The sequence below is a fragment of the Ectothiorhodospira magna genome, assembly GCF_900110965.1.
In the GTDB taxonomy this organism is placed as follows: domain Bacteria; phylum Pseudomonadota; class Gammaproteobacteria; order Ectothiorhodospirales; family Ectothiorhodospiraceae; genus Ectothiorhodospira; species Ectothiorhodospira magna.
In genome coordinates, this window is the sequence record NZ_FOFO01000011.1 from 76905 (window position 1) to 94443 (window position 17539).

The following is a 17539-nucleotide window of genomic DNA, read 5'->3' on the forward strand; positions in this document are numbered from 1 at the left end:
AGCCCACTTCTCCGTTGGGAAAGTGGGCTTTTTATGGCAGGATAAGCGGATTTTTTGGCCCATCTGGAAGGTGATGGATGACGCGGATACTGTCCACCCTGATCTGCCTTGCCCTGACCCTGTTCCCGCTGGCACTGTTGGCACAGCCGATCCACGCGGCCTACGACGATCTGGAAACCCACCACATCAGCCAATATCAGCATGGCGCCATCCCCGGCCTGCTGGCCGCCAGTGGTATCGCCTTCCTGATCATGATGATCATGCTGGTGATCAACCGGCATCTCCACGAGCAGCACGCCCGATTGCGGGAAAGCGAAGCCCGCTATCGGGCCGTGGTGGACACCCTCAAGGAACGGGAAAACCGTCTTTCCACCCTGATTTCCTCCATGCAGGAATTGCTGTTTGTGCTGGATGAAGACGGGTGCTACCGGGACTATCACACCCCTTCCCAGAGCCTGCTGCTGATGCCGCCGGAGCAGTTTCTGGGGCGTCATTTTTCCGACCTGATGCCCACCGAAGCCGCCCAGGCCTTCGCCACAGCCCTGAATCATACCCGGGACTCGGGCATTGCCACCCGATGTCATTATCAGCTATCGCTACCCACATTGGGCCTGCGGCACTTTACTGCGGATGTTGCCCCCCTGGTCAGACACCACGGCCATCCCTCCGGTTTTTTAGCGGTGGTACGGGATGTCACCGAGGAGCGGCAGATGGAACAACAGATGCACATCGCCGCCACGGCCTTCGAAGCCAGAGAAGGCATGTTTGTCACCGATCAACGGGGCGTCATCCTCAAGGTGAACCATGCCTTCACACGCATCACCGGCTACGATGCCCAGGATGTGGTTGGCCAGCCATCCAAAATACTGGGTTCAGGATTACAGGACAGGGCCATGTATCGCCAGATCCGCGACAGTGTCCGCCAGCAGGGCAGTTGGCAGGGGGAAATCTGGAGTTACCGCAAGACAGGCGACCTGTACCCGCAGGAACTGCTGGTCACTGCGGTCAGGGATGCCCAGGGACAGATCACCCATCATGTGGCCACCCTGCGGGACATCACCCAGCGCGTGGCCAACCGGGAAGCCCTGCTGGAGGCCAAGGAGCAGGCAGAGGCCGCCAACCGGGCCAAGAGCGAGTTTCTGGCCAGCATGAGCCACGAACTGCGCACCCCCCTGAATGCCATTTTGGGGTTTGCCGAACTGCTGGATATCGATCCGGACCGCTCGGATGAGGAGCGGGACAATATCCATCACATTCAAAAAGCCGGCCAGCACCTGCTCACCCTCATCAACGACCTGATTGATCTGGCCCGAATCGATGCCGGTCAGCTCCATCTGAACATCGAGGCCGTCCCCCTGGGGTCGGTGCTGAGCGAAGGGTGCAGCTTTGTGGCCGGGATGGCCGCAGAGCGGCAAATCACACTCAAGCCATTGCCCCTCCTGCCGGAGGATTGCCTGGTACGGGCGGATCACACCCGATTGCGCCAGGCTCTGATCAACCTGCTCAGCAACGGCATCAAGTATAACCGGCCCCAAGGCTGGGTAGAGATCACCCTGGCCTATCCGACGCCTGACCGGATCAGAATCCAGGTCAGCGACAGCGGCCCTGGCATTCCCGCAGACAAGCAGGATCGCTTGTTTATCGCTTTTGATCGTCTCGGCGCCGAATGCAGCCACGTGGAAGGTACCGGTATTGGTCTGATCATCACCCAGAAGATCATGACCGCCATGGGAGGTGACATCGGCTTTAGCAGCGCGGAGGGGCAGGGCAGCACCTTCTGGGTGGAACTGCCACTGACTTGTGCCTATACTCAGACCGCTCCACACACACCCTCGACATCCATGTTGCTTGCCTGTACCCCTCCATCCCCCACCACCGCCCCGGAAGGTGGAATGAGTGTTCACATGAATCCGCTGACCGTACTTTATGTGGAAGACAATCCGGCCAGTAGACGACTGATGGAACGGGTCATGGGGCGTCAATCCCGCATTCATCTGCTGATGGCCGAGGATGCAGAAACCGGCATTGCCCTGGCTCGCCAGCACCAGCCGACGGTGGTGCTCATGGACATCAATCTACCCGGCATGAATGGCTACGACGCCCTGGGGGAACTGAAAACCCATCCGGAAACCGCCCATCTTCCGGTCATTGCCATTTCTGCCAATGCCATGAAGGGGGACCAGGAGCGGGGCCGGCAGGCCGGTTTTGACCACTATCTGACCAAACCCCTGGACATTCCGCTCCTGATGGAGATTCTGGACACGCTGGATCGGGTCGAGCCTCCCAGCCGGCGGGCTGAGTAGCCGGACCTGTCGCGCTAATCGGTATCCGGGCTGGCCATGACCCGATCACGGCCAGCCTCCTTGGCGGCATACAGGGTCTGATCTGCCCGTCTGAGCAGGCTCTTGCGGCTATCGTCCGGCTGATAACAGGCCACGCCAAAACTCATGGTGACCCGTCCCACTCCGGGATGATGCTGACAGCGAATCCCCAAACGGATCCGCTCCGCCAGTTCTATCGCCTGCTCCAGATTGGCCCTGGGCACCAGAATCAGGAATTCCTCCCCGCCCCAGCGAATGGCAGAATCGGTGCGCCGGACCAGGGCCTGCAGTTGTTTGCCCACCTGGGCCAGTACCTGATCCCCCGCGTCATGGCCATGCTCGTCATTGATGGATTTGAAGTGATCGATATCCGCCATGATGAGGCTCAAACCCTCCTGATACCGGGCCTGCCGGTGCCATTCACGCTCCAGCAACTGTTCACCAAAACTGCGATTGGGCAGGCCGGTCAGCAGATCAATGGTGGCCATCCGCCGCAGGGTCTGCTCCATGCGCACCCGGTCACTGATGTCCTTGCCGGTGCTCATGTAGTGGGTGATTTCACCAAAATCGTCACGGACCGGGGTGACGGTCTGCTCCAGATGAAATTCGCTGCCGTCCTTGGCCCTGTTGACGAAAGTGGCCCGAAACGGCTGCCCCGAGGCCAGGGTATGCCACATTTCGTCATAAAAGGCGTGATCATGGTGACCGGACCTGAGCAGGGAGGGTGTCTGGCCGATGATCTCTTCCCGCCGGTAGCCGGTCTGGTCCTCGAAGGCCCGATTCACATAGACGATGTGCCCCTCCCGATCCGTCATCAGTACTTGGTCGGAATTGGCCTCCAGGGCGTTGGCCATCAGGTTGCGGTCATTTTCAACCTTCTTTTTTTCTGTCAGATCCCGCTGTACGGAGACAAAATGGGTGATCCTGCCTTGTCCGTCGCGGATGGGGGTGATGTTCCATTCCACGTAGTAGCATTCACCATCCTTGCGGTAATTGACCGTGTTGCCGATGAAGTACTCGCCCGCATTGAGGCACCGGCGCAGGCGCTCGATGGTTTCCGGATCGGTACGCGGCCCCTGCAGGATCCGGGGGGTCTTGCCCATGAGTTCCTCGGCGGTATAGCCCGTCATGTTACAGAACGCCTGGTTCACGTAGACGATCTGTGGCCCCGGCAACTCCAGCTGCGAGGTGGTGACAACCACGGCATTGAAGGACTGCTCGATGGCCGTCCTGAGCATCGCATCCGATAAAATCAAAGCCATCCGGCACCTCGTTTTCAGACGGTCCACCGAGGCTGGCGAACCCATTTCCAACCGCTCATCATACCCGACTCCACCCATGCCATTTCACCACATCGGCATCCCGTCCGCCGTGATCCGGGTATAATTCCCGCTTTCACGCACGGTCAAGGGTCCTTGTGATCCGGACCCCAGGGATATCAAGCAGCGAGTTGCCAACGATGAACACCCAATACCGCAAAAACCTGCCGGGAACAGCGCTGGATTATTTCGACACCCGCGCCGCCGTCGAGGCCATCCAGCCCGGTGCCTACGACACGCTCCCCTATACCGCCCGCGTCCTGGCGGAAAACCTGGTGCGCCGCTGCCAGCCCGAAGCACTCACCGACGCGCTCAGGCAGATCATCGAGCGCAAGCGTGAACTGGACTTCCCCTGGTTCCCCGCCCGCGTGGTCTGCCACGACATCCTGGGCCAGACCGCCCTGGTGGACCTGGCCGGTCTGCGGGACGCCATCGCCGAAAAAGGCGGCGACCCGGCCAAGATCAACCCGGTGGTGCCCACCCAGCTGATCGTGGATCACTCCCTGGCGGTGGAACACGGCGGCTTTGAACCCGACGCCTTCGAGAAGAACCGGGCCATCGAGGACCGCCGCAACGAAGACCGCTTCCACTTCATCAACTGGACCAAGCAGGCCTTCCGCAATGTGGACGTGATCCCCCCCGGCAACGGCATCATGCACCAGATCAATCTGGAAAAGATGTCGCCGGTGATCCAGGTCCGCGACGGCGTGGCCTTCCCGGACACCTGCGTGGGTACCGACAGCCACACCCCCATGGTGGATGCCCTGGGCGTGATCTCCGTGGGCGTGGGCGGCCTGGAGGCCGAAAGCGTGATGCTGGGCCGGGCCTCCATGATGCGCCTGCCGGACATCGTCGGCGTGGAACTCACCGGCACACTCAAGCCGGGCATCACCGGCACCGACATGGTGCTGGCCCTGACCGCCTTCCTGCGTCGGGAGCGGGTGGTGGGCGCCTATCTGGAATTCTTCGGCGAGGGTGCCGATGCCCTCACCGTGGGCGATCGGGCCACCATCGCCAACATGACGCCGGAATACGGCGCCACCGCCGCCATGTTCTACATCGACGGCCAGACCATTGATTACCTCAAGCTCACCGGCCGCGACGACGCCCAGGTGGCCCTGGTGGAGACCTACGCCAAGGCGGCTGGCCTGTGGGCCGACAGCCTCAAGGGCGCCGAATACGAGCGGGTGCTGCGTTTTGACCTGTCCGCCGTGGAACGTACCCTGGCCGGCCCCTCCAACCCCCATGCCCAGCTGCCCACCCGGGAACTGGCCAGCCGCGGCATTGCCGGGGCCTGGACCGAGGAGCCGGGCAAGATGCCCGACGGGGCCGTGATCATCGCCGCCATCACCAGCTGCACCAACACCTCCAACCCGCGCAACATGGTGGCGGCGGGCCTGATCGCCCGCAATGCCAACCGGCTGGGCCTGACCCGCAAGCCCTGGGTCAAGTCCTCCCTGGCCCCCGGCTCCAAGACGGTGAAGATGTACCTGGAAGCAGCCGGCCTGCTGCCGGAACTGGAGCAACTGGGCTTTGGCGTGGTGGCGTTCGCCTGCACCACCTGCAACGGCATGTCCGGCGCACTGGACCCGAAGATCCAGCAGGAGATCATCGACCGCGACCTCTACGCCACCGCCGTGCTCTCCGGCAACCGCAATTTCGACGGCCGCATTCACCCCTATGCCAAGCAGGCCTTCCTGGCCTCCCCGCCCCTGGTGGTGGCCTATGCCATTGCCGGGACCATCCGCTTCGACATCGAGAAGGATGTGCTGGGACACGATGCCGACGGCAATCCCGTCACCCTCAAGGACATCTGGCCCAGCGACGAGGAAATCGACGCCATCGTGCGTGCCAGCGTCAAGCCCGAACAGTTCCGGGAGGTCTACATCCCCATGTTCGAGGCCCGGGACCAGTCTACCGAAACTGTCACCCCCCTCTACGACTGGCGCCCCATGAGCACCTACATCCGCCGCCCCCCCTACTGGGAAGGCGCCCTGGCCGGTGAGCGCGCCCTCAAGGGCATGCGCCCGCTGGCGGTGCTGGGTGACAACATCACCACTGACCACCTGTCGCCATCCAACGCCATTCTGGCCAGCAGTGCCGCCGGGGAATACCTGGCGAAAATGGGCCTGCCGGAGGAAGACTTCAATTCCTACGCCACCCATCGCGGCGACCACCTGACCGCCCAGCGGGCCACCTTTGCCAACCCCAAGCTGCTCAACGAGATGGTGCGGGACGAAAACGGCAAGGTGAAGCAGGGCTCCCTGGCCCGGATCGAGCCGGAAGGCCAGGTAACCCGCATGTGGGAGGCCATCGAGACCTACATGTCCCGCCGGCAGCCCCTGATCATCATCGCCGGTGCCGATTACGGTCAGGGTTCCTCCCGCGACTGGGCGGCCAAGGGCGTACGTCTGGCGGGGGTGGAGGCCATCGTTGCCGAGGGCTTTGAGCGCATCCATCGCACCAACCTGATCGGCATGGGCGTGCTGCCGCTGGAATTCCAGCCGGGCACCAACCGCAACACCCTGGCCCTCGACGGCACCGAAACCTATGACGTGATCGGTGAGCGCAAGCCGCGCACCACCCTCACCCTGGTGATCCATCGCCGCAACGGTGAGCGGGTGGAGGTGCCGGTGACCTGCCGGCTGGATACGGCGGAAGAGGTCTCCATCTACGATGCCGGTGGTGTCCTGCAGCGTTTTGCCCAGGACTTCCTGGAGGCGGAAAACGCCGCCTGAGCCACTGCAGGCCCCTCTCCCCTTGCGGGAGAGGGGTGTTCACCCATCCAAAGCCCTGAGTTGTTGCCAGGATTTCCAGGAGACATCTTCGTGAGCCACAAACCCCAGATCAGGATCCCCGCCACCTACATGCGCGGCGGCACCAGCAAGGGCGTGTTCTTCAACCTGACCGACCTGCCCGAGGCCGCTCAGGTCCCTGGACCGGCCCGGGACGCCCTGCTGCTGCGGGTGATCGGCAGCCCCGACCCCTACGGCAAACAGATCGACGGCATGGGCGGCGCCACCTCCAGCACCAGCAAGACCGTGATCCTGTCCAAAAGCACCCGCCCGGATCACGACGTAGACTACCTGTTCGGCCAGGTCTCCATCGACACGGCCTTCGTGGACTGGAGCGGCAACTGCGGCAATCTCACCGCCGCCGTGGGGGCCTTCGGCATCAGCGCCGGTCTGGTGGACCCCGGCCGCATCCCCGACAACGGCATCGCCACGGTGCGCATCTGGCAGGCCAACATCGGCAAGACCATCATCGCCCACGTCCCCATCACCGACGGCGCGGTACAGGAAACCGGCGACTTCGAACTGGACGGGGTCACCTTCCCCGCCGCCGAGGTGCAGATCGAGTTCATGGAACCGGCGGATGACACCGGCGGCTCCATGTTCCCCACCGGCAATCTGGTGGACGATCTGGATGTCCCTGGCCTGGGCACCCTGAAGGCCACCATGATCAATGCCGGCATCCCCACCATCTTCGTCAACGCCGAGGACATCGGCTATACCGGCACCGAACTGCAGGAGGCCATCAACGGAGACGCAAAGGCGCTGGAGCGATTCGAGACCCTGCGTGCCCACGGCGCCCTGCGCATGGGCCTGATCAGCGACCTGAAAGAGGCCGCCCAGCGCCAGCACACCCCGAAGGTGGCCTTCGTCGCCGGGCCGAAGGATTACGTGTCTTCCAGCGGCAAGCCCGTCCGGGCGGAGGATGTGGACCTGCTGGTGCGCGCCCTGTCCATGGGCAAGCTGCACCACGCCATGATGGGTACGGCCGCCGTGGCCATCGGTACCGCGGCGGCCATCCCCGGTACCCTGGTGAATCTGGCGGCCGGCGGCGGTGAGCGCACGGCGGTGCGTTTCGGCCATCCCTCCGGCACCCTGCGGGTGGGTGCGCAAGCCCGTTGCGAGAACGGCGAATGGACGGTGACCAAGGCCATCATGAGCCGTAGCGCCCGGGTACTGATGGAAGGCTGGGTCAGGATTCCCGCGGACAATGCCTGATCTGCCGGCGGCCAGACCGCCCCCCCGATGATGCAAAACGCCCCGGCCTTGTCCGGGGCTTTTTTTCGGCCAGGATACAAGGAAGCCGAACCCGATCCATTATTGCGAATAATTATCGTTTGTGCTTTCATGTCGGCACCTGAACCCTTTCATTCCCACACTGGAGGACCACGCCCATGGCATCCGCCATCCGCGAGACCGTCACCGACCTGGAGCAGGTACGCCAACAACTGACCCAATCGGCGGACGGGATTCTTGAAGACATGGCCCGGCAGGCCCGCTGTTCCATGCGGGACATCATCCACTGCCTGCCCCGATCCCTGTGGACCGAGGTACGCGGCAGACATTTCATCAACGTCATGCATGCCCTCTCCGACTGGGGCGATCTGGTCACCGTGATCCATAACCAGGACGTCATCCTGGAATTCAAGGGTCCGATCCCCCGCGGCAAGACCGGCCATGGTTTCTTCAACCTGCACGGCGGCACCGGCCTGTCCGGTCATCTGCGCCCGGAGCGTTGTGCGCATATCGTCTTCGTCAGGCGTCCCTTCATGGGCATGGAGACCGCCTCGATCCAGTTTTTCAACGAGACGGGCGAGTGCATGTTCAAGGTCTTCCTCGGGCGTGATGAACAGCGGCAGTTGCGCCAGGATCAGCTGGATCTGTTCGAGCGCCTGCAAAAGGCCCTGCTGCATCTGGATCAGGCCGACCAGGGGGCCTGCGCATGACCCCCGTCCTCATCTTCGGTGCCAGCCGCGGGGTCGGTCTGGAACTGGCCCGACTGCTCCGGCGGGATGACATCCCGGTACTGGCCATGGTTCGCCCGCGCACGGATGCCCTGCCCTTGCTGGAGATCGGGGTTGATATCCTGCCCGGTGACGTCCTCGAACCCGGTGATGTGAAACGGGCCTTGGATGCGCTGGATGATCAGGGCATCGTGGTTTCCACGGTATCGGGCCGGACCGAAGACGGCCGTTTCGTGGACGACGACGGCAACCGGATCATTGTCGATGCCGCTGCCGTCCGGGGCGTCCGGCACTGTGTTTTGGTGACGTCCATTGGCTGTGGCGAAATGCGACCATTCCGCTCGGCACAGGCCATCGCCGCCTTCGGGGATGTGGTGGATGCCAAGACCCGGGCAGAGGATCATCTCAAGGCTTCCGGCGTGCCCTTTACCCTCATTCGTCCCGGCGGGCTGGGTGATGAACCGGCCACCGGCCAGGGCATGCTGTCGGAAAATCCCGCCATTCACGGCTTCATTCAGCGGGCGGACGTGGCCCTGCTGATCCGGCGGGTGATGTCCGATCCCGGCGCCCTCGGCAAGGCTTATGCGGCCGTGGACAGGGATCGTGCCCGGATCGATCCGATCCCGGCAACCGGGACGGGATGACACCCTTGACTTGCAAATAATAATCAATATCATTTCATAATTCGTGTTTCCCATCACGGAAACACCTGAGTCCACTTGCAGCTCAGCCCGCCACCGACCCCTGTCGGCAAGCCAGCCAGGCCGCCTTTTCAAGCTTGGGACGGAGTGCGCCCACTTCGTCGGGTTCTGGAGGTTTCATGACGCGTCAGCGCCTGTGCATGCTCACCGCGGCCATCGCCGCCGCCCTTTCCGGCACGGCCCACGGGGCCGATCCGGCCGGGGATCCGCTTTATGCCTCGGTGACCCTGCCCACCCTGCTCATTGAATCCACCCGCATGCCGGCACCGGTGGAGCAGGTCAACGCCCCGGTGGCGGTGCGTGACCGTGAGTCCATGGATCGGGACCAGGCCGCCAACCTGGCGGACATCATGCGCATGCTGCCCGGCGTGGACATCGGCGGCGGTACCCGTGCCATCGCCATGGAACCGGTGATCCGGGGGCTGAGTGGAGAACGGGTCGTGATCCGGGTGGACAATGCGCGCCAGAATTTCGGCGCCGGCCACAAGGGCAGAATCTTTCTGGACCCCCTGCTGCTGGAACAGGTGGAAGTGCTCAGGGGACCGGCCTCCACCCTGTATGGTTCGGGTGCCCTGGGCGGGGTGGTGAATTTCCGCACCCAGGATGCCGACAGCTTCCTGGGGCCGGATGTCGATGCCGGCGGCCGGGTGAGCGCCGGCTACCAGAGCCAGGGGGATCAGTCCCTGTTCTCGGCCACCGCCGCGGGACGGGGAGAACGCCTGTCCCTGCTGGCCAACGTGCTCAAGCGGGAGCAATCCGACCTGCAAGACGGGAACGGTGACACCATCCTGTACACCAGCGACGAGATTGTGTCCGGCCTGCTCAAGGGCACCCTGACCCCGGCACCGGGGCACCGTCTGACCCTCAGCCTGCAAGCCTTCCGGGACGATCACGAGATCCCTTCCAATGCCAACAGTACCGGCACCGGCACCGGCAGCACCGCCATCATCGTCGACCGGCGCACGGACAACCGGACCCAGACCCTGCGCTACCAACTGCATCCCGATGACAGCCGCTGGCTGGATCTGGATGCCACCCTCTACGGCAATCAGGTGGAACTGGACGAAACCCGCACCGACACGGGCCGCAACGATGTCACCCAACTCAATACCCTGGGGTTGGACCTGACCAACACCCTGCGGTTTGAAACCGGCCCGGTGGATCATCTGGTGGTCGTGGGTCTGGAACATTACCGGGATCGCCAGAAAGGGGAGCGGGATGGCGAGCGCCGTCCCATGTATCCCGATGCCCGCCAGACAGTCACCGGAATCTTCCTGGTGGATCGCCTGCTCATCACCGACCGGCTGGAGATCGCCCCCGGCCTGCGGTATGACCATTTCAGCAAGGACGCCGACGACCACGACCGACTGACCGAGTCCGAATGGTCGGGGCAGATCAGTGCCATCTATACCCTGACCCCGGGCTGGGAACTGTTCGCCGGCTATTCCGAAGCCTTCCGCGCCCCCTCCCTCACCAACCTGTACGTGGGCGGCATCCACTTCGGCAACAACCGGTTCGAGCCCAACCCGGACCTGCGACCGGAAAAGGCCCGCAACAAGGAACTGGGCCTGACCCACCATGCACGGGGCCTGTTCCATCCCGAGGACCGGTTGCGGGCAAGACTGTCGGTGTACCAGAACGACGTGGAGGACTTCATCGACCAGATCGTGGAAACGGAAATGCCGGCCTTCGGTCCTCCCATCCCCGGTGGCCGCACCTACTTCGAGAACGTGAATGATGCCCGCCTGCGGGGACAGGAACTGGAGATTCATTACACCCATCCGGATCACTTCATCACCGTGAGCGCCGCCCGGCAGCGGGGAGACAACCGCACCGAAGGCGGCCCCCTGTCCGGCATTCCCGCCGATAACCTGGCGCTGGAAGGGGGCGTGCATGTCATGCAGGGTCGGCTCACCCTGGGTGGCCGCGTGACCCATGCCTGGTCCCAGGACCGGGTACCGGACGACGCGGACACCGCCGACAGCTACACCCTCACCGATGTCTTTCTGACCCTGCGACCTGGCGCGGACCGGGACCGGATGCGGGTGGATTTCGGCATCGACAACCTCACCGACAAGACCTACCGCCCTCACCTGTCATCCATGAACGACCCGGGGCGCAACGTGAAGATCCAGGCCAGCTATCGCTTCTGACATCAAGGAGATCCCTGCCATGAACCCGCTGAACATCCGCAGCGACCGAGGTCGACATGCACCGTCGTGAACTGCTGCGCCTGATGGGCGTCATGGCCCTCGCCGGTCTGCCTGACGGCCTGTGGGCCATGCAGCACCGTGCCGATGACGGACTGAGTGAGGGGCACCGCCTCATCACCGTCGGTGGCGGACTGACGGAGACCGTCTTCGCCCTGGGGGCCGGCGACCGGATCGTGGGTACCGACAGCACCAGCACCTACCCGGTGGCCGCCGAGGCCCTGCCCAGGGTGGGCTACCAGCACACCCTCACCATCGAGAGCCTGCTGGCCCTGCGGCCCCATGCCCTGATCCATGACGGCAGCGCCGGACCCGAAGGCACGCTGACCCGGGCCCGGGAGGCCGGTGTCCGGATACTGACCGTCCCCGGGGAACCGAGCCTGGAAGGGTTCAGGGCCAGGGTACGGACCCTGGGACAATGGCTGGACGCCACGGAAACCGCCCGGCGGGTCATCGACGATGTGGACCAGGACCTGGCCCGGGCCAGGGATCTGCGGGCGGGATTTCCCCGCCCGCCCGCCGTGGTGGCCCTGATGGCCCACGGCCAGGGCAATGCGGTGGCCGCGGGCCGGGACACCAAGGCGGATGCCCTGATCCGCCTGGCCGGCGGACGCAATGTCTTCACCGACTTTGCCGGCTATCGGCCCGTGTCCCGGGAAGGCGTCATGGCCAAACGCCCCGATGCCCTGGTGATCACCGGGGCGGCGGCGGCGGACTTCGGCGGCATGCTGGGGCGGGTACCGCAATATGTGGGCGACACCCTGTTCCTGCTGGGGTTCGGCCCGAGGCTGGGCGAGGCCGTGCTCACGGTCACCCGTTTCCTGGCGGGTGAGTCACACCCCCGCCGGGACGCCCGCTTCACCGATATCCCATCCCCATGAGCACGGTGGCTTCCCAAATCCCCGCCACCGGGACCCTCTCGGCGCCCGGCTCCCGCGCGGCCCGTGCCCGCTGGGTGGTGATCGCCCTGATACCGGCGGTCCTCGCCGCCGCTCTGCTGGGACTGACCACCGGCGCGGTGGAGGTGAGTCCGGCGGAAGTCCTGTGGGTATTGACCGGACACCTGGATGACCCGTTCCTGCGGGAAGTCATTCTCAACCTGCGCCTGCCCCGGGTGCTGGTGGCCATCACCGTGGGTGCCGCCCTGGCCGTGAGCGGGGTGGCCCTGCAGGGCCTGTTCAGGAACCCGCTGGCCGACCCGGGCCTGATCGGCGTATCCGCCGGCGCGGCCCTGGGGGCGGTCAGCGTGATCGTGCTGGGCACCACCGTGCTGGCCCCCCTGGTCATGGCCCTGGGCGTGTTCACCCTGCCGCTGGCGGCGTTTGCCGGTGGTCTGGGGACCACCTGGCTGGTCTACCGGCTGGCCAGTCACGGCGGGCATACCTCGGTGGCCACCCTGCTGCTGGGCGGGATCGCCATCAATGCCATTGCCGGCGCCGCCACCGGCATGCTGGTGTACATGGCCGACGACCAGCAACTGCGTACCCTCACCTTCTGGAACATGGGTTCGCTGGCTCACGCCGGCTGGACCCTGTGGGCCGTCAGCGCGGGACTGGTCCTGCTGGCCCTGGCCTGCATGCCCCTGGTGGCCCGTGCCCTCAACGGCCTCATGCTGGGGGAGTCCGTGGCCACCCATCTGGGCTTTCCCGTGCACCGGATCAAGACCCTGGTGGTGGTCATGGCCGCCCTGGCGGTGGGTGCCTCCGTGGCCATTGCCGGCATCATCGGATTCGTCGGGCTGGTGGTGCCCCATCTGCTGCGCCTGACCATCGGCCCGGACCACCGTTATCTGCTGCCGGCCTCGGCCCTGGGGGGCGCCCTGCTGCTCCTGCTGGCCGATGCCCTCGCCCGCATCATCGTCGCCCCCGCGGAGCTGCCCATCGGGCTGCTCACATCCCTGCTGGGGGGACCATTTTTCCTCTGGCTGCTGCTGCGGCAAAAAGGGAGGTTCGGGTCAACTACCCCCGACTGAAGTCGGGGGCTTGTGAGAGCAAGCCGGGTTGACCAGGGAAAGCGGTGAAAGTCCGCTACGTTTGCAACAGGTCGTCAAGACCCACCGGCGGATGCTGCCTCAGTCCGCCGCTCTGGAAGGTTGGGATCATGCTGGCGAAAGGTAAAGCGCCGAAGGTTCCAGCCGCCGCGTCAGCAGGAGCCGGTTGCAGACATTCCCGAGGGGAGATGGGGCGCAAGCCCCACGTCACTGGACTCGTAAGGGTTCTATTTTAGGAGGTTTGAAATGGCGGTTTTGGTACTGGACAAGAGGAAAAAGCCCCTGATGCCCTGCTCGGAGAAGCGGGCACGATTGCTGCTGGAGCGGGGCCGGGCCGTGGTCCATCGGATGCGTCCATTCACCATCCGGCTCAAGGACCGCACGGTGGAAGAATCTGTGCTGCAGCCCATCCAGATCAAGATTGACCCCGGCAGCAAGACCACCGGAGTCACGGTGATCCGGGAGGATGATACCGACCCGGAGCAACAACAGGTGTTGATGCTGATGGAGATCGAACACCGGGGCCAACAGATCAAGGATACGCTGATCCAGCGCCGGGCCTTTCGTCGGCGGCGGCGGGGACAGTTGCGCCACCGGGCGCCCCGATTCCACAACCGGACTCGGCCACGGGGCTGGCTGGCCCCCAGCCTGCAACATCGCGTGGACACCACGATGACCTGGGTGAACCGATTGTGCCGACTGGCCCCGGTGACGGGGATCACCATGGAGCGGGTTCGGTTTGATATGCAGGCGATGGACAATCCAGAAATCAGCGGCGTTGAATACCAACAGGGGACATTGCACGGTTATGAAGTACAGGAATACCTGCTGGAGAAGTGGCAACGGTGCTGCGCCTATTGCGGCGCCAGGAAAGTGCCCCTGGAGATCGACCATATTCACCCCAAAAGCCGGGGCGGCTCGGATCGGGTCAGCAATCTGACCCTGGCTTGTCGTGGCTGCAATCAGGCCAAAGGCAATCAGCCCGTGGACGTGTTTCTGGCCGATGATCCCAAGCGCCTGCAACGGATCAAGGCCCAGGCCAAGCCCCCCCTCAAAGATGCCGCCGCCGTCAACAGCACCCGCTGGGCACTGTTCCGACAGCTTCAGGCCACGGGCCTGCCGGTGATCACCAGTAGCGGTGGCCGCACCAAATACAATCGACAGCGATTGGGTATTCCCAAGACCCACGCCCTGGATGCAGCCTGTGTCGGGCCAGTCACCGCCGTCACCCACTGGAACGTGCCCACCTTGACGGTACGAGCCATGGGCCGGGGCAGTTATCAGCGCACCCGGCTCAACCGCTTTGGCTTTCCCCGTGGCTACCTGATGCGGCAAAAACAGGTAAAAGGCTTTCAGACCGGAGACTTGGTGCAGGCCAACGTGCCGACCGGTAAAAAGGCCGGCACCTATCAGGGCCGGGTGGCCATTCGCGCCACCGGCAGTTTCAATATCCAGACCCAAGAGGGTGTGGTTCAGGGAATTTCACATCGCCATTGCCGCCTGCTGCAAAGAGCTGATGGCTATGGCTATGCTTTTCAACCCAAACCGATAAAGGAGGACGCGACCAGGGCCGCGTGATCGTGCTGCGCACGATGCGCTATCCCTCCCCGCCCTGAAGGACGGGGTTTCTCGCGCAAAACGATGAACACACAGGCCCTGGCAAAAGTGTCCAATCTGGTGGTGGAACGAGGGGGGCGGCGCCTGCTGGATCAGGCCGGACTGGAGATCCGCCCGGGCAGCGTGCATGTGCTGGTAGGCCCCAACGGTGCCGGCAAGAGCACCTTGCTGTCGGTGATGGCCGGTGATCTGCGGCCCAGCAGCGGCGAGGTCACCTGGTGCGGACAGACACTGGACCAATGGTGTCCCCATGCCCTGGCCCGCTGCCGGGCGGTACTGCCCCAGGACACCGTGGTCACGTTCCCGCTCACCGCCTGGGAAGTGGCGGAGATGGGGCGGCTGCCCCATCGCACTCCGGAACGGGACGCCAGAATCGTCCGCGAGGCCCTGGACCGGGCCGGCGTATGGCACCTGTCGGGCCGGGACTACCGCAGTCTTTCCGGCGGGGAACGCCAGCGGGTGCAGATGGCCCGGGTGCTGGCCCAGGTTCACGACACGGGACCGGACCAACCGGGCCTGCTGTTGCTGGACGAACCCACTTCGGCCCTGGACGTCAGGCATCAGCTGCGGCTCATGGAACTGCTGCGGGTGGACGCCGCCCGGGGTCGAACCATCCTGGTGGTGCTGCACGACCTGAATCTGGCCGCCGCCTACGCGGACCATATCACCGTGCTCAAGGACGGTAAGGTGGTGGCCAGCGGCACGCCGGCCCAGGTCATGCGCGCCGAAACCATCACCCACGCATGGGGCGTGGAATGCCTGGTGGAAAGGGACAGTCTCACCGGATGCCCCTGGGTCCGCATGCGCTACGGCCTGGGTCGCGCCACCGCTCACCGGGAGCATGCCGCATGACACCCATCGCCACCGACATGCCCGACCTGTCCATGCCTGCCTTCAGCGAGGATCTGCCCTACCCCCGGCGCAAGCGCAGCCATCATGACGCCATCATGCCGCTGCAGCCCCTGTGCGAGGGCACCGCGACCCTGGGCGATCACCTGCTGAACCGGACGGCGGACTCGCGCCCCAGGGCCATTTACCTGCACATCCCGTTCTGTCGCCGGATCTGTCATTTCTGCAACATGCGCCGGATGAAGGGCAGCCCCGAGTCCCGCTATGCCGATCTGCTGATCCGGGAAATGGAAGCCGTCACCAGAATTCCCTATGTCCGGGACGGCATCTATGGCGCCGTGTATTTCGGTGGCGGCACCCCCAGCACCCTGTCCACCCCCGACCTGCAGCGGATCCTGCGGGCACTCAAGGCCCATTTTCACTTGACGGATGACGTGGAAATCACCCTGGAGAGCAGCCTCTCCGATCTGGATGAGGACAAGTTGCGGGCGATCATGGCGGAAGGCGTCAATCGGGTGAGCCTGGGCGTGCAGACCTTTCATGACCGGGGCCGGCAACTGCTGGGCCGACTGGGAGAGGGTGCCTGGGCCAGGGACCATGTGCGCCGACTTCGCGCCCTGGGGCTGGACAATCTGGGCATGGATCTGATCTATCACTATCCCCTGCAAAGTGACGGGGAGCTGGCGCTTGATCTTGATGCCATCGCCGAGCTGGATCTGGCGGGTTTTTCCCTGTATTCCCTGATGATCCGGGAAAAGAGCCACCTGGCCCGGGAATACATGACCCACGCGGATCAGACACCCCAGACCCTGGCCCGGGAATGGCAACTGTTCTCACGGATTCTGGAAGCCGGTCAACGGCAGGGATTCGAAATTCTGGAACTGACCAAAATGGTCAGGCCCGACAGGGACCGTTACCGCTACGTGGCATTGCGCTACCAGGGCGGCGACACCCTGCCCCTGGGGGCCGGTGCCGGCGGGCGACTGGCCGGCATGATGCTCATGAACCCCTTGTCCCTGGAGGCTTATGCCCGGAGTCTGGAGAAGATCACCGACCGCGAGGGCATGACCACCCGTCCGCCCTACGATGCCCTGTACCGCTTTATTGGCGCCATCCAGTTCGGACGGGTGGAACTGGAGCGGTTGCCGGAGCCGGCACGGGACCCGGTCAGGCGGCGTTGCCGACAACTGGTGGAGCGACATCTGCTGACCCCCGTCGGCGAGGATCGTCATATCCTGACCCCCAAAGGCGTGTTCTGGGGCAATAATCTGGCGGCGGAACTGGCGGGTTGCGCCATGGAGCAGCGGTGACTGCTCCCCGCCCTAAGCGCTGACGCGCCACGGGCGAGGCTTCCCACTTCTCAGGCAGCAGCCGGCGATGTGCCGGACTTACGCAAGCCTCCATGGGCAGAGACGGACAGCCCTTCCGCCTTCAGCTTTACTATGCCTTGATGCTTGATGTTCAGCGCCGCGTTGATATCCCGGTCATGCTGTGTGTGGCAGGTCGGGCATTCCCACGACCGGACGTTCAACGGCATGGCGTCCCTCTTGTGCTGGCAGACATGGCAGGTTTTGGAGCTGGCAAACCACGGGTCGATCTTGACCAGATGCTTGCCCTGCTCCCTGGCCTTGTAGTCCAGCTTGGTGGTCAAGGCATACCAGGACGCATCGCCGATGTGCTTGGCGAGTCTGGCGTTTTTCATCATGTTGCCGACCTTCAGCGTCTCGACGATCACCGCTTGGTTGTCGTCAACGATCTGTCGAGAGAGCTTGTGCT

13 protein-coding genes are annotated in these 17539 nt (G+C 64.2%); 11 read left to right on the plus strand and 2 right to left on the minus strand.

Annotation, left to right across the window (positions count from 1 at the left end):
* Nucleotides 1-77: 77 nt before the first annotated feature.
* The gene (locus BMX62_RS06020) at nucleotides 78-2303 is read left to right on the plus strand and encodes a hybrid sensor histidine kinase/response regulator (protein WP_090205885.1); all 2226 of its coding nucleotides are present in this window, start codon (nucleotides 78-80) and stop codon (nucleotides 2301-2303) included.
* Between the two features lie 14 nt (nucleotides 2304-2317).
* Here the strand turns inward: BMX62_RS06020 and BMX62_RS06025 are convergent, their stop codons facing one another.
* Nucleotides 2318-3583, minus strand: coding sequence for a sensor domain-containing diguanylate cyclase (locus BMX62_RS06025; RefSeq protein WP_090205888.1), 1266 nt, complete (start codon nucleotides 3581-3583; stop codon nucleotides 2318-2320).
* 197 nt (nucleotides 3584-3780) lie between these two features.
* Here BMX62_RS06025 and acnD point away from each other — a divergent pair, with 197 nt between their 5' ends.
* The 10 genes from acnD to BMX62_RS06075 all read left to right on the plus strand — a co-directional run bounded on the left by acnD (nucleotide 3781) and on the right by BMX62_RS06075 (nucleotide 17073).
* Entirely contained in the window at nucleotides 3781-6378 is a 2598-nt protein-coding gene (gene acnD, locus BMX62_RS06030; protein ID WP_090205893.1) for a Fe/S-dependent 2-methylisocitrate dehydratase AcnD, read from the plus strand.
* 90 nt (nucleotides 6379-6468) lie between these two features.
* Nucleotides 6469-7650, plus strand: coding sequence for a 2-methylaconitate cis-trans isomerase PrpF (gene prpF / locus BMX62_RS06035; RefSeq protein ID WP_090205896.1), 1182 nt, complete (start codon nucleotides 6469-6471; stop codon nucleotides 7648-7650).
* Between the two features lie 176 nt (nucleotides 7651-7826).
* Entirely contained in the window at nucleotides 7827-8378 is a 552-nt protein-coding gene (gene hutX / locus BMX62_RS06040; protein WP_090205899.1) for a heme utilization cystosolic carrier protein HutX, read from the plus strand.
* Nucleotides 8375-9040 (plus strand): SDR family oxidoreductase, encoded by a 666-nt coding sequence (locus BMX62_RS06045; RefSeq protein WP_090205902.1) that lies wholly within the window; start codon nucleotides 8375-8377, stop codon nucleotides 9038-9040. Before hutX ends, BMX62_RS06045 begins: the two co-directional genes overlap by 4 nt.
* 176 nt (nucleotides 9041-9216) lie before the next feature.
* The gene (locus BMX62_RS06050; protein ID WP_090205905.1) at nucleotides 9217-11250 is read left to right on the plus strand and encodes a TonB-dependent hemoglobin/transferrin/lactoferrin family receptor; all 2034 of its coding nucleotides are present in this window, start codon (nucleotides 9217-9219) and stop codon (nucleotides 11248-11250) included.
* A gap of 56 nt (nucleotides 11251-11306) precedes the next feature.
* Nucleotides 11307-12188: a heme/hemin ABC transporter substrate-binding protein gene (locus BMX62_RS06055; RefSeq protein WP_090205908.1), complete on the plus strand. Its 882-nt coding sequence runs from the start codon at nucleotides 11307-11309 to the stop codon at nucleotides 12186-12188.
* Nucleotides 12185-13279 carry a FecCD family ABC transporter permease gene (locus BMX62_RS06060; RefSeq protein WP_090205911.1) on the plus strand — a complete coding sequence of 365 codons (1095 nt, stop codon included), beginning with the start codon at nucleotides 12185-12187 and terminating at the stop codon, nucleotides 13277-13279. Before BMX62_RS06055 ends, BMX62_RS06060 begins: the two co-directional genes overlap by 4 nt.
* Nucleotides 13280-13543: 264 nt before the next feature.
* Nucleotides 13544-14875, plus strand: coding sequence for an RNA-guided endonuclease IscB (iscB, locus tag BMX62_RS06065; RefSeq protein ID WP_090205914.1), 1332 nt, complete (start codon nucleotides 13544-13546; stop codon nucleotides 14873-14875).
* Between the two features lie 63 nt (nucleotides 14876-14938).
* A complete protein-coding gene (locus tag BMX62_RS06070) occupies nucleotides 14939-15766 on the plus strand; it encodes a heme ABC transporter ATP-binding protein (RefSeq protein ID WP_090205919.1) in 828 nt (275 codons plus the stop codon).
* Nucleotides 15763-17073 (plus strand): coproporphyrinogen-III oxidase family protein, encoded by a 1311-nt coding sequence (locus BMX62_RS06075; RefSeq protein ID WP_162273509.1) that lies wholly within the window; start codon nucleotides 15763-15765, stop codon nucleotides 17071-17073. Before BMX62_RS06070 ends, BMX62_RS06075 begins: the two co-directional genes overlap by 4 nt.
* A 50-nt stretch (nucleotides 17074-17123) precedes the next feature.
* Here BMX62_RS06075 and BMX62_RS06080 read toward each other — a convergent pair.
* Nucleotides 17124-17539: RNA-guided endonuclease TnpB family protein (locus BMX62_RS06080; protein WP_143339666.1), on the minus strand; the 416-nt coding region annotated here is incomplete at its 5' end.